Here is a 13,104-nt window from a genome sequence, read left to right on the forward strand (position 1 = left end):
GCGTCGGGCTCGGCCGCGTAGGCGTCGAGGAGCTTGTGCAGCAGCTCGTGCGACGCGGCAGCCTTCACCGCCAGCACCAGGCGGTTGCGGGGACCGCCCGGACTGTCGGCGCCGCCGGCGCGACGGGTGCGGCGAAATGCGGCGGTGGTCGCGTCGAGGGCTGCACGTCCCTCGTGCAGCAGCACCTCTCCGGCACCGGTCAGGGATACGCCGCGGCGGTCGCGTTCCAGCAGACGGACGCCGAGGCGCCGCTCGAGCCGCTGGATCGCCCGGGACAGTGGTGGCTGGGTCATGCCGAGACGTGCGGCGGCGCGGCCGAAGTGCAGTTCCTCGGCGACCGCTATGAAGTACCTCAACTCGCGGGTCTCCAAGGTATCCATGGCCACAACATACCCCGGCTGATACCTGCCGGGTATGACAGGACACCGTATCGGTGTTGGCTGCACCGCTGGTCCGCGAGCGAACATCAACGGCATGAGCGAAAAGAAGATCGCGCTGGTCACCGGTGCGAACAAGGGAATCGGGTATGAAATCGCGGCCGGGCTGGGCGCCCTCGGCTACCGCGTGGGCGTGGGAGCCCGCGACGAGGCCCGGCGCGAGAGCGCCGTTGAGAAGCTGCGCGCCGCCCGGGTGGACGCGTTCGCGGTGCCGCTGGATGTGACCAGCGGCCAGAGCGTCACCGATGCCGTGGAGCTGATCGAACGGCGGGCCGGGCGCCTGGACGTCCTGGTCAACAACGCCGCCATCTCAGGAGAGACGGGCCCGGGGTGGACGCAGGACCCGACCACGCTCGACCTCGACGTGGTCCGCACGGTCGTGGAGACCAACGTCATCGGCGTCATCCGGGTGACCAACGCGATGCTGCCACTGCTGGAGCGCTCGACGGCGCCACGCATCGTCAACGTCTCCAGTGCCGTCGCCTCCCTGACCCGGCAGGCGGACCCGGACATCGAGATCGGCCCCATCATGGCGGCCTACTCACCGTCGAAGTCGTTCCTCAACGCCGTCACCGTGCAGTACGCCCGAAAGTTCGCCGACACGAACATCCTGATCAACGCCGCCTGCCCAGGCCTGGTCGCAACCGACTTCACCGGCTTCCACGGACCCCGCACTCCTGAGCAAGGCGCAGCCACAGCGATCCGGCTCGCCACGCTGCCCGACGGAGGCCCGACCGGCTCGTTCTTCGAGGACGACGGGGCCATCCCCTGGTAACCCCCCCCACCTGTCGTACTCAGCTTAGCGACGAACCCCGTGTGCTTCATCGTCTGCTGTCGCCAGGGGCGAGAAGGCTGGTCAGCTCCGAAATCGCCTTGGGGGAGGGCTTGAAGTAGTGGTGGACGTTCTCCGGCTTCTTGTGCCCCGACTTCGCCATCAGCATCCGCAGGGAGGCACCTTGCTCGCCGAGGTGGGTGAGGGCGCGATGGCGGTACTCGTGCAGGTCCCAGCCGGTCCCCGGCCCGCGCACGGCGGTGTGCTCGTCGAGGAGGGCACGGGCCTGCCCGTACGACAGCCGGGCGAAACCGCGGTCATGCTGAGGAGACATCGGGCAGCCCTTCGGCGTCCGCGGCCGTGTGAGGCTACTGCGGATCCTTTGTGACAGCCCGGGGCCTGCGGAAGAAGACGGCGGCCTGCTGTCGTCTGAGTGACGCGGCGGCCACCGCGTCCCGGTGGCCGCCGCGCCGCCAGATAAGTAGCCGGGAGTTGCCTCAGGCGTATTTGCCGAGGTCGCTGTTGTTGAGGGCGGTCTTGTCGTTGAAGCCGATCACGTAGCCGTCAGGGTCTCGGATGTAGAACTCGCGCTGGCCGTTGTGGTCCTCGGTGAGCTCCTTGACCACCTGCGCGTCGTTGCGGACGCGCTCGTAAAAACCGTCGAGATCTTCGACTGCGAGGTAGAACATGCCTGCGAAGCCGATGGGCTGGTCCTTCAGGATTGGCAGCCACCTCTGGAGGTCTTCGTTGCTGTAGATCATCGCGCAGAAGTCGCCTTGGTGGAGAAGCATGTGGATGTCGTCGCCGGGGCGGGCGGTGCTGGAGTCGACGTCGAAGCCGAGCTGTTTGTAAAAAGTGATGCTGGCGGCGGTGTCGGCGACGCTGAGGCAGGGCGCGAACGGCATGGGGAAGTCCTTCTGTGATGGTTGGGTACTTGCTCACGTTGTCCCACGGCTGGTCGGCAACGGCTCGTTGTGTAGGCCGTCCGGAGGCCCGTCTGCGGGGGCATGCCCTATCTCGCAGGGGCCGCAGGCCGGCGTCCGGATGGGCGCCGCGGACGGACTGGCAGCCCAGCGTTGAGACTGGCGTGATGCGGAGGCGGAGACCCGGCTACGTCCTGGTCCAGGATCGCGTGCTCGCACTTCCAGGCGAGAAGGGCTCGCAGCGCTTCGATGGAGGCGTGCAGATATCGGGTCGGTCCACAGCAGCACGTCGCTTTGGACGCGCCAACCCGTCCTCCCGGCCCGCTACGGCGTGGATTGCCCGTGCGCGCCCGTTTCACCGGAAGTGGCGGGGTCCAGGGGGCCAGAAGACGCCCCCGGCCAGGTCGGCCATGACGCTGCTCCTAGGGGGAGGGCGTGGCGGAGGGTGTGGCGGTGTGCTGATCGAGGGTGTCGATGGTGTGGAGTTCGTCGGCGTTGAGGGTGAGCTGAGTGGCGGTGAGGTTGTCGCGGATGTGGTCGGGGCGGGTGGAGGAAGGCAGGGTGGTGACACGCCGGGCCAGGTGCCAGGCGAGGACCACCTGGGCTGGGGTGGCGCCGAGCCGGGTGGCTGGTGCGGTCAGGGCCGGATGGTTCAGGTCGGTGTGGCGCAGCGGGCTGTAGCCCTGTACTGCCACGTGGCGTTCGGCGTGTTCGACCAGGATCTGGGGGTGGAAGCGGGCGGGGCTGAAGGGGATCTGGTTGATGGCTGGGGTGCGGCCGGTTTCCCGTATGAGGGCGTCGATCAGCGCGGTGGTGTAGTTGCTCACCCCTACTGTCCGGGCCGTGCCCTCGTCGCTCAGTTCTGCCATGGCCTGCCATACGGCGGGCAGCGGGTCTTGGCGGGGCGGGTAGTGCAGCAGCCACAGATCCACGTACCTCACACCGAGCTGCTCGACCGCCCGCTCCAGCGCCTGGCGCTCTCGCCCGGCGCTGTTGGGTAGCAGTTTGGTGGTCAGGAAGACTTCGTGGCGTGGGATGCCGCTGTCCGCGAGGGCGCGGCCCACCTGGTGGTGGTTGCCGTAGCCGGCGGCGGTGTCGATGTGCCGGTAGCCGGCCTCCAGGGCGGTCAGGACGGCCCGGTAGGCGTCGTCACCGGACAGTCGCCAGGTACCGAAGCCGATCATCGGCATGGCGGCGCCGCCGGTGACCGGCACGGTGGGAACGGGAGTGGTGCCCATGGTGTCGGGTCTCCGGTCAGGACTGTGGTGCCGCATGGGTGGTGGTCAGCCCGTGGTGGACATCGAGGGTCAGGCGGAGAGCTCCCAGCGCGCTGGCCGGTTCGATGCGGTTCTGTTCGCGGCCTGCGAGGCAGGCGAGCACGTGGTCGATCATCAGGGCGTAGGTGTGGGCGTCGGGCAGGTCGATGACGTGCTCGCCGTCGGCCGAGTAGGCGGTCAGGGTGCTGGTGCCCTGGCCGGTGGGGCCGGCGGTGGTGGCGTGTTCCAGGACGGCGCCGGTGAAGGTGGCACGGTAGCCGCCGCGCATGGCGTACGGCTGGGGCATGAGGGAGGATGCGCTGCACCGGGCGGTGGCGTGGGGGAAGCCGAGGATGACGTCGGCTGCCGATCCGCGTCCGCCGGGTCCTTCGGTGCCGGTGACGTTCATGGTGTCGGGGGTGCCGAGGAGGCTGGTGACCAGGTCGAAGTCGGCGTGCATCATGTCCATCGGCATCGAGTCCAGGCCCAGGTCGTAGCCCGGCCACAGCAGGGCGGTGCGGCTTTCCGTCTCCAGCGACAGCAGCGCGCCGTATCGCTGATCGTCGGCAGCCTCGCGCAGATGGGCGTTGGCGGGGCTGAAGCGGGAGAACATGTCCACGAAGACCTGTCGGCCCGTGGCCCGCTGGGTGTCGATGACGCGCTGGGCGTCGTCCATGGTGGTGGTCAGTGGCAGTTCGATCAGGACGTCGTTGTCCGCGTGCATCGTGCGGATGGCCGTGTCGGCGTGCAGGTGTGTGGGCAGACAGATGTCCACCAGATCCACCGACGGATCGGTGATCAGGGCGTCCAGGTCCGTGGTGGTGGCGAAGCCGAAGTCGTCAGCGAACTTCTCCAGCTTCGCGGGACTGCGGCCGAAGACGACGACGTCTGTGATGTCGGAGCGGTTGGCGTAGACGGCGGCGTGGGCCTGGCCGAAGCCGGTTCCGAGCAGTGCGATCTTCATGAGGTTCTCCTTGGATCTCTCGGGGTGGGACGGGACAGCGGGCCGGGGCGGAGCAGCCGCAGGGCTGCCCCGCCCGCAGGGTTAGGCGTTGTGGGTGGGCATGGAGAACAGGCCGAAGCGGTTGCCGTGCGGGTCGCACAGGCGGGCGAAGACCAGACCGTCGGGGTTGGATGCCGGGCCGTGCTCGAGGCGGGCTCCCGCGTCCGTCGCCGCAGCGGCGGTGGCGGGCACATCGGTGACCAGGATCGAGGGCATCATGTAGTCGCCGCCGTCCGTGTTGGCGCTGTGGTCCCACAGGCCGCCCGCGGGCCATTCGCCGCCGGTGAAGATGTTGAAGTACGGCTTGCCGCCGGCTGTTTCGTCCTTCTCGAAGCGCCAGCCGAACGCCTTGGTGTAGAAGCCGATGGTGGTCTGCGGGTCGGTGGTGCCGATCTCGAACCAGGCCATGGAGCCGGGCTGCGGCCGGTAGGCGGATGCTTCCATGTGTTCCTCGGTGGCCTGGGCCCGCTCGGCCAGGTTCTCGGAAGTGCCGCGGGAGAACAGGGAGAACGTGTTTGTGCGCGGGTCCTTCAGGCGTGCGAAGACCGTCACGTCCCCGACTGCGGTGGCCGGGACGACGGCCTCGGCCCCGAGTGCGGTGAGCCTGTCGACGTCGGCTGCGACGTCGGTAGACAGCATGGAGAGGTTGATGACCTCCCCGCCGGTGTCGCCTTGCTGGATCGCTCCCATCGGCCACGGTGCGCCGGGGGCGATGATGCGGGTGTAGGAGCGGCCGTCGACGGAGGAGTCGGGGTCGATCTCGAAAGTCCAGCCCAGGACGGGGCCGTAGAAGTCCTGGACCGGCTTGGGGTCGGCGGTGCCGATCTCGAACCAGACGACGGATCCGGGGGACATGAAGCTCATGGGAGGAGCCTTTCAATGAGTTGGGTCGGCCCGGCTGCGGCCGCCGACCCGGAAGAAGAGGGGCCCTCGGGGTGAGGGACGAGGGACCGCCCGGGGGGGGTCTGGGGGCCATCGTGCCCACCCGGGGCAGAGCCCGGCCGGGCCCTTGTGTGGTTCGTCGGGTGACGGATCGGGGTGTTCAGGAGATGAGCTGTGGCTCAGGGTCCGGCTTCTTCGCCGTACCCTCCGGGGAGGTGGTGCCGGCATGGCGTGGCAGGGTGAACAGCAGGGCGAAAGCGGCTGCGAAGGCTGCGGCGACGTACCACAGGGAACCGCTGAAGGCGTCGGGCATGGCGTGGGCCTGCGCGGCCGGGTCGCCGGGGCCGAGGTGCCCGAAGAAGACCACCGAGGACAGGGCGACGCCGACGGCCTGGCCGAGCTGCATGGTGGTGCTGGTCAGTCCGGAGGCGGACCCGGCGTGCTGGTGCGGCACCTCGGACAGGACCAGGTCGGTCAACGGCGCGATGATGAGCCCCATGCCCAGGCCCATCGGGATCAGCGGCAGCATGGTCTGCCACAGCGCGATGTCGGGCCCGTAGCGGGTGGCGAAGGCGACGAAGAGCAGCATCCCGGTGACCGCGAGGAGCGCGCCGCCCTGGAGGGCGCGCCGTCCGAAGCGCGGTACGAGGACCTGCATGGACAGGCCGGCGCCGGCCATCATCGCCGCCGACAGTGGCATCCCCGACAGACCCGCCTTCAGCGGTGAGAAGCCCAGGCCGAGTTGCAGGTACAGGGTCCAGGCCAGGAAGAACACTCCCGAGGCGAGGCCGAACAGCAGCTGGACGCTCTGGCCGCCGGCGAAGCTGCGGCGGGAGAACAGCGACAGGACCACCAGAGGTGAGCCGCCGCGCCGCGTCAGATGCCGCTCCCAGGCCGCGAACAGAGCCAGCACGGGCAGCGCGCCGGCCATCGAGGCGTACGTCCACGCCGGCCAGCCCAGCTCGCGGCCCTGGGTGAGCGGCAGGACCAGCATCAGCAGCCCGACCGTGGCCAGCACGACTCCGACGCCGTCCAGGCGCTGCGCCTGCTCGCCCTTCGATTCGCGGATCAGCAGGCCGCCAGCGATCAGGCCCGCGGCGCCAAGGGGGAGATTGACGAGGAAGATCGGCCGCCACGCGAGATCGAAGAGGTTCCACTGAACCAGCAGGGCTCCGACGAGGGGGCCGGCCAGGGTGCCCAGCGCCATCACCGCGCCGTAGACACCGAAGACCTTGCCGCGCTCGTTTGTGGGGAAGGTGACATGGATGATCGAAAGGACCTGCGGCACCATCAGCGCGGCCATGGCGCCCTGGGCGATGCGCCCCGCCAGCAGAACCTCGGGGGTGCCCGCGAGGCCGCAGACCAGGGAGGTGAGGGTAAAGCCGGCCACGCCGAGCAGGAAGACCTTCTTGTGGCCGAACAGGTCGCCGAGGCGTCCGCCGGTGATCAGCCCGAGGGCGTAGGACAGGGCGTACCCGCCGGTGATCCACTGGATCTGGGACAACGAGGCGCCGGTGTCGGCCTGGATGTCGGGGATCGCGATGTGCACGACGGTAACGTCGACCGCGTCCATGAACGCGGCGATCAAGACGACGACCAGGGCCGCCCAGCGACGCGAATCGACCGGGTTCGCCGGGGAAGAATGCGGTTTGTTCTCGGGCATGCCTCCACGCTAAGGGCCTTTTAGGACACATCACGTCCTAGAAGTCCGACACAGTGGACGGCATGAGCACCGACCCGCCCGCCAGGATGCTGCGCCTGCTGTCCCTGCTGCAGACCCGCCGCGAATGGTCCGGCCACGAGCTCGCGACACGGCTCGGCGTCACCGGCCGCACCGTGCGCCGCGACATAGACCGGCTGCGCGAACTCGGCTACCCCGTCGAAGCCACCACCGGCCACGCCGGCGGCTACCGGCTGGCGTCCGGCACCGCCATGCCCCCGCTGCTGCTCGACGACGACGAAGCCGTGGCCGCCACCGTGGCCCTGCGGACCGCCGCCGGCGGTCTCGGCGGCATCGAGGAGACCGCCCTGCGGGCCCTGGCCAAACTCGAACAGGTCCTACCCGCCCGCCTTCGCGGCCAGGTCACCGCCCTACAGGAGGCCACCAGCACCATCACCTGGGAACACCGCGGGCCCCGCGCCGACGCCACCACGCTGACGGTCCTCGCCGCGGCCTGCCGCGACCACGAAATCGTCACCTTCGACTACGCCCCGCGCGAGGGCGCCCCTGCCTGCCGCCGCGTCGAGCCCCACAGCCTCGTCACCTCCGGCGGCCTGTGGTACCTCGTCGCCTACGACACCGAGCGCGACGACTGGCGCATCTACCGTCTCGACCGCCTCACGGGCCCGTCCCCCACCGGACGCCGCGTTGCGCCCCGCGCGCTGCCCCACCCCGGACCCGACCCGGCCGCCTACGTGGCGGCGAAGATCGCCACGGCCCCCGTCCGCTACCGCGCCGTCGCCACCGTGCACGCCCCCGCCGACAAGGTCCGCGCCCGGACCTGGGCCATGGCCTCCCGTATCCGCCCCGTGGACGAGAGCACCTGCACCCTCGACTGCTCCGACAACTCCCTGCCCCGCATCGCCCAGACCCTCACCACCCTCGACGCCGACTACACCCTCGACGCGGACCCCGCAGTCATCGACCACCTTCGGGCCGCGGCCACACGCACCCTGCACGCCACAAGACCCCCCTCCTGAGGTCAATCGTCGTCGCTGTACGGGTGGAGCTGTGGCTGGTCGGCCGCGGCGCTGTGCTGCACTGCGGCCGGGGGAGAGCGCGGGGCCGGCGTGGGCGTCATACTTCAGAGCTACGCGGCGAAGCAGCTCTGGCGGGTGATGCCGGCTACCGGCTGCGGTCCGTAGCTTCGGTTCCAGCCCCCGTTGCTGCAACGAATGAGGACTTTCATGACACGCCGTGCCGGACGCTTTGCCGCAGCGTGCTCGCCGCCATGGTGACGGCCGCCGTGGTGGTTCCCGTCTGACTGCCGCCCGGCCCAGTGTCCGGCCCCAGTGCCCGTTGCTCTGGGCTGGTGCGGCGGCAGACTGGGCGGTGGTGGCAGTGGCCAACCTGTCGGCCATGACCGTCTTCCTGTGGCCCGAGGCCGCGATGATGGCCGTCACCGCTGCCGCGCCTCTGTGGGGAACGCCTGTGCCCGCTTTGCACACCACGCCCGACGGCCTGGGGTGGATAGCGGCGCGGATTGCGTGGCTGCCGGTGTTCGCCGCCGGGCTTCCGATGTGCTGGTTGGCCTTCCGTGACTGCGAACACCGGCCCCGGCCGACCTCCACGTCTCCCCCGACCATCCGCACCCGCCCCTCACCGCGGATGCCGTCCGATCCGGCACCCGCGATCCGAACCGATCCTCCCGGAAGCGACATGACTGACCCCCGATACCCGGCCAAGGCGGCGAGCGCCTTGCGCGTGATGACGCGCTGTGCGCGCGAGGACCTGCTGACGCTCCGTGCGGGCCCCCTGCCGCCTTTGAACCTGCCCCGGCGGCTGAACCGGCTGCCCCACGTCCTTGTCGCCGCGGCCTCCGTCGTCGTGGTCATCGCCGACAGCGACCAGCTGGGCCACCGCAACGGACTCGGCCTGGGATACGGCATCCCCCTCGCCCTGCTCCAAGGCGGCGCGCTGCTTCTCGCCCTGGCCCGGCCCCTGCCCGCCTGGTGGTTGTCCCTGGCGGGAATCGTGATCGCCGCAGCTGCCAGTGCCCCGCACCTGGAGTGGAACACCCCCTGGCCCTTCACCTTCCCCGGGCTGTGCGCCCACGCCGCAATCCTCCTGCTGCTCGCGCTGCGCGTCCCCACCCGGCCAGCGTTCGAGGCCCTGGTGCTGTCCATCCTGCTGCCCGGAACTGTCGAACTGGCTGCCGGCGGTGGAAACGCGCACCATTCCACCACCGTGCTCGCCCTCGTCCTGTTCTGCCTGGTCGTCCTACTCGGCATCACCATGCGCGGGCGACGCGAAGCCCAGACGAGGCTGGAAACACAAAGCGGCCTGACCGCCGAGGAGCGCGCCCAGCGCACCCTGCTCGAGGAGCGGGGCCGCATCGCCCGCGAACTGCACGACGTGGTGGCCCACCACATGTCCGTCATCTCCATCCAGGCGCAGGTAGCCCCCCACCTCATGGACAGCCCGTCGGAACTCAAGGAGAACCTGGCCGGCATCCGGACCAACGCTCTGGACGCGCTGACCGAACTACGCCGTGTCCTGGGTGTGTTGCGCTCCGAAGACGCCCCCGACCCGCACACCCCCCAGCCCACCCTGGCCGACCTGGAAACCCTGGTCGACAACGTCCGCGGAGCCGGCCTCATGGTCACCACAAAGGTGACGGGCCTGCCCCCGCGACCGCTCGCACCCGGCGCCGAACTGTCCGCGTACCGCATCGTGCAAGAAGCACTCAGCAACTGCCTGCGCCACGCCCCCGGCTCCGACGTCCGCCTCGACCTCCACCACACCCCGCAAGGCTTGGAGATCGACGTCACGAACACCGCACCCGCCCACCGAGCTGCCCCCTCCCCCGGCTCCGGGCACGGCCTGCTGGGCATGCGCGAGCGGGTGACCATGCTCAGCGGTCAACTCACCACAGGCCCGACCCCCGACGGCGGCTACCAGATCACCGCCCACCTGCCCCTGAATGCGCTGCTCACCCCGCCCGACGACACCGACCCCCCGACAGGACCACGCGCATGACCCCGATCCGCGTACTGATCGCAGACGACCAGATGATGGTCCGCCAGGGCTTCACCGTGCTCCTGGTGCCGAACCGGACTTCGACGTCGTCGGCCAGGCCGTCGACGGCCTCGACGCTGTCACCAAGGCCGGCGAACTGACACCCGGCGTCGTCCTGATGGACATCCGCATGCCAGGCGTCGGCGACATCGATGCCACCCCCGCCGATCCCACCTGCGACACGAAGGTCCTCGTCCTGACCACCTTCGACCTCGACGAATACGCCTACGAAGCCCTACGCGCCGGCGCCAGCGGATTCCTCCTCAAAGACGCCTCCGCACAACAGCTCGCCGAAGCCGTCCGCATCGTGGCCGCCGGCGACGCCCTCCTCGCCCCCAACATCACCAAACGCCTCATGGCCGAGTTCACCCGCACCCACACCCCCCAAGCCCCGACGAAACAACGCGCCGCCAACCTGACCGAACGCGAAACCGAGGTACTCGCCCTGATCGCGCAAGGCCTCTCCAACGCCGAAATCGCCACCCACCTCGCCGTGGCCGAACAGACCGTCAAAACCCACGTCAGCCGGCTCCTCGACAAACTCGCCCTTCGCGACCGCACCCAGGCAGCCGTCTTCGCGTACGAAACCGGACTCGTCCACCCCACCGGCTACTTTCAATCTTGAGTGTGGACGACAGTGGCGGTCGGGGTGGGTGATTCTGCCGTAGCCATGCAAGAGGACAGGGCCCCTGGTGTTCGGAGCTTGGTAGCGCACTTGACTGGGGGTCAAGGGGTGTCGCAGGTTCAAATCCTGTCGTCCCGGCGGCGAAAAGCAGTTCAGCGGCGGCCCTTCGGGGCCCCTCCGAATCATTTCCGGGGGCGCGGCCTCCCGCTCGCCGAACGCTGACGATCAAGGCCAGTCGCGCAGGTCGACCGGCGTAGCGGTCACCTCGCTCGCAACCTCGGTACCGGCGGCGTAGAAGGGGCGGGCGGCGTCGACAGCGGCTAGCAAGTCGATCCGCTGCTGGTCGTCGTGGAACCGGCCGTGCTTCTGCACGAAGTCCGCCAGCAGGTCGAGCCACCGACGGCAGAAGGCGAGGTCGGGCTCGCGCCGTACGCCGGCTCGGTCCACGTCCAGCCACGTGGCACCGGTGTGCGACCACGCCCGCTCGGCCAGCACGTCGGGGTGCGCTCCGCCAGTACAGCGCGCCGCCACCCAGGTCGGCTCCTGCACCTCCAGGTCGAGCGACACCGCGAGCGGCCCGTCGCCTTCGGCGGAGCTGAGCACACGCCCGCCTGCCGTGACCACTTCAAGCCGGCGTGCCTGGGGCCCGTACGCGGCTGCCGACAGGTGAACGCTCCGCCCGGCCGCGCCGTCGATCCGGCTACCCTCGTCCTGTCCGTCCACCCGCAGCCGGACCCAAGGACCGTTCGTGACGACGACGGGGCCGCTGCGCAGAGCGCGGCTGAACGCCTCCGGGTCGTGGTCGCCCCCGGTCCACGCGTAGACCCGCCCGGAGCCCGGCGGGCCGGAGAAGGCACCGGCCCGGCTGAAGGACAGAAAGGCGTCGGTCCCGGCCGTCGGCGCGAGCCGCAGCCCGCAGCCCAGCAGGCGGTACCAGAGCTCGGCCGGGCCGGAGGGGTCGACCGAGAACAGCAGGTCGATGCTGTCGACCAGGCCAAGCGCGGCGTCCACCACCAGTTCCCGCGCCTCCACCGACCGGATCACCCAGTCGAAGAGGTGATCCGGCGCCGACTCGGCATCCGGGGGGAACGGGCGGACCACGGGGTGGCAGTAGCCGATGACCGCGCCTCCCGCCCGCAGCTCGGCTGCCGTCTGCGCGTTCGCGGGCCAGTCCCAAGGGTGCGAGCTGCCCTCGTGCCCCGTCGCCCAGCGAGCGGGTGAGGTGTGCCCGCCCGTGGCGTGGAAGTGGCCCAGCAGGTCGTTGCGGAACTCGACCCCGAAGGCCGTCGTGCCGTGCTCGTGCCGCAGCGGACGGCCCAGCCGGCTCTCCACGAGCGCCTGGTCGTAGATCTCGTCGCCGTGCCAGTTGCCGGCGACCAGTCCCATCAGATCCAGCCCCTCGCCCTGCTGCATGAGGACCGCGTCGTGCAGCGAGACCACCTGGTCACCCGAGTAGTTCGCGTGCACGTGCAGGTCCGCGCCGGTCCAGCCGCCGCCGTCGCCGTCCCACCAGCGCTCCGGCTCGAGGTGTAGCCGTGTCGTGCCGCCAGCGTGCAGCTCGGCCCGCTCCGAGACCGAGGTGTACTGCGCACCCCGCGCCGCCGTCACCCGCACCACACCGGCCGGCACCTCGAGCGTCGCTTCCTGCGCGTGGAAGAACGGCCGGTCGTGGACGTCGTACTTCAGTCGGCCTCCGGTGGGCGCCCACGGCTGCCCCGCCGCGTCGACGACGCTCCATCGGACGGGCGTGGGGGCCGAGAGCTCCAGCACGGCCGGAGGCACGCGGCGCACGGCGGCCGACAGGTCGACCGTCACCGTACCGGCGCGCAGCGACCCGAGCCCCGGCGCCAGCTCCATCCGGCCGACCGCACCGGCGGCCACCGTCCACGCACCGGCCGCGCCCCTGACATCGACCGCATGGGGCGTGTCGTTCACGACGACCACCAGCACACCTCCGGGGCACCAGGTCGCGGGGCCGCGGGAGCCGTCAAGCACGTGCAGCGGTTCGCCGTACCGCACGGTCCCGGTCAGGACGTCGACGACGACGACACCGGGAGGCAGCGGCGCGTCCGCGGTCACCAGCAGCCGGAGAGCGGCGGCGCGGTCGACGCGGCGTTCCTCCCCCATGGCGGCGAGGACCGTGCCGAGCGCCGGCACACCCCAGCGGCGGGCCAGGTCAAGGACGTCCAACATGACGTCGGGCGCTTCGGCCCCCCAGTCCAGCGGAGATTCGGCGAGCAGCGCGCGGTAGCGCGCCATCGCCTCGCCGACCGCGGGGGGCAGCTCGTCGTCGCAGCACATGGCGGTCCCTCTCTTGCCGAGCGTGACCTGTGAGATCACGGTAACTCGATGATGTCCTCGCGAGGATCGGCCTGTTGAGTGGCCTCTGCGTCGGCGGATGACAGCCCGCGTACGCGGCGGAGGGCTTCCCGCGTCGCAGCCCTCTGGCCCCCTGCACCTCCAGCACC

At 70.3% G+C, this 13,104-nt stretch carries 10 protein-coding genes, 1 tRNA gene and 2 pseudogenes; 5 read left to right on the forward strand and 8 right to left on the reverse strand.

Going from position 1 to position 13,104, the window contains the following annotated elements:
- Window positions 1-380: LysR family transcriptional regulator (locus ACFWTC_RS31080; protein WP_384074868.1), on the reverse strand; the 380-nt coding region annotated here is incomplete at its 3' end.
- A 94-nt stretch (window positions 381-474) separates the two neighbouring features.
- Between ACFWTC_RS31080 and ACFWTC_RS31085 the strand changes: the two genes are divergently transcribed.
- Window positions 475-1,212 carry an SDR family oxidoreductase gene (locus ACFWTC_RS31085; RefSeq protein WP_384028435.1) on the forward strand — a complete coding sequence of 246 codons (738 nt, stop codon included), beginning with the start codon at window positions 475-477 and terminating at the stop codon, window positions 1,210-1,212.
- A 46-nt stretch (window positions 1,213-1,258) separates the two neighbouring features.
- Here ACFWTC_RS31085 and ACFWTC_RS31090 read toward each other — a convergent pair.
- From ACFWTC_RS31090 to ACFWTC_RS31115, 6 genes and pseudogenes are all read right to left on the reverse strand, one after another.
- Window positions 1,259-1,528: pseudogene (locus ACFWTC_RS31090) on the reverse strand (site-specific integrase); the annotation flags it as partial.
- A 178-nt stretch (window positions 1,529-1,706) separates the two neighbouring features.
- Complete coding sequence (locus ACFWTC_RS31095) at window positions 1,707-2,114, reverse strand: VOC family protein (protein ID WP_383926878.1); 408 nt, start codon at window positions 2,112-2,114, stop codon at window positions 1,707-1,709.
- Window positions 2,115-2,554: 440 nt separating this feature from the next.
- A complete protein-coding gene (locus tag ACFWTC_RS31100; RefSeq protein ID WP_383926881.1) occupies window positions 2,555-3,370 on the reverse strand; it encodes an aldo/keto reductase in 816 nt (271 codons plus the stop codon).
- Between the two features lie 16 nt (window positions 3,371-3,386).
- Complete coding sequence (locus ACFWTC_RS31105; protein WP_384028437.1) at window positions 3,387-4,352, reverse strand: Gfo/Idh/MocA family protein; 966 nt, start codon at window positions 4,350-4,352, stop codon at window positions 3,387-3,389.
- An 81-nt stretch (window positions 4,353-4,433) separates the two neighbouring features.
- Window positions 4,434-5,255 carry a VOC family protein gene (locus tag ACFWTC_RS31110; RefSeq protein WP_383926886.1) on the reverse strand — a complete coding sequence of 274 codons (822 nt, stop codon included), beginning with the start codon at window positions 5,253-5,255 and terminating at the stop codon, window positions 4,434-4,436.
- A 178-nt stretch (window positions 5,256-5,433) separates the two neighbouring features.
- A complete protein-coding gene (locus tag ACFWTC_RS31115; RefSeq protein WP_384028439.1) occupies window positions 5,434-6,936 on the reverse strand; it encodes an MFS transporter in 1,503 nt (500 codons plus the stop codon).
- Window positions 6,937-6,998: 62 nt separating this feature from the next.
- On the opposite strand from ACFWTC_RS31115, the gene ACFWTC_RS31120 reads away from it, so the two are divergent.
- The 4 genes and pseudogenes from ACFWTC_RS31120 (at window position 6,999) to ACFWTC_RS31135 (ending at window position 10,774) form a co-directional block, all read left to right on the forward strand.
- Complete coding sequence (locus ACFWTC_RS31120) at window positions 6,999-7,973, forward strand: helix-turn-helix transcriptional regulator (protein ID WP_383926892.1); 975 nt, start codon at window positions 6,999-7,001, stop codon at window positions 7,971-7,973.
- Between the two features lie 679 nt (window positions 7,974-8,652).
- Window positions 8,653-9,972 (forward strand): sensor histidine kinase, encoded by a 1,320-nt coding sequence (locus ACFWTC_RS31125; protein WP_383926895.1) that lies wholly within the window; start codon window positions 8,653-8,655, stop codon window positions 9,970-9,972.
- Window positions 9,969-10,636, forward strand: a pseudogene (locus ACFWTC_RS31130) (LuxR C-terminal-related transcriptional regulator). The gene ACFWTC_RS31125 and the pseudogene ACFWTC_RS31130 overlap by 4 nt, the downstream one beginning before the upstream one ends.
- A gap of 72 nt (window positions 10,637-10,708) precedes the next feature.
- Window positions 10,709-10,774, forward strand: a tRNA-Pro gene (locus tag ACFWTC_RS31135).
- 87 nt (window positions 10,775-10,861) lie between these two features.
- Here the strand turns inward: ACFWTC_RS31135 and ACFWTC_RS31140 are convergent.
- The gene (locus tag ACFWTC_RS31140; protein ID WP_384028441.1) at window positions 10,862-12,976 is read right to left on the reverse strand and encodes a CehA/McbA family metallohydrolase; all 2,115 of its coding nucleotides are present in this window, start codon (window positions 12,974-12,976) and stop codon (window positions 10,862-10,864) included.
- Window positions 12,977-13,104 lie beyond the last annotated feature (128 nt).

The sequence above is a fragment of the Streptomyces sp. NPDC058619 genome, from assembly GCF_042717785.1.
Classification (GTDB): Bacteria; Actinomycetota; Actinomycetes; order Streptomycetales; family Streptomycetaceae; genus Streptomyces.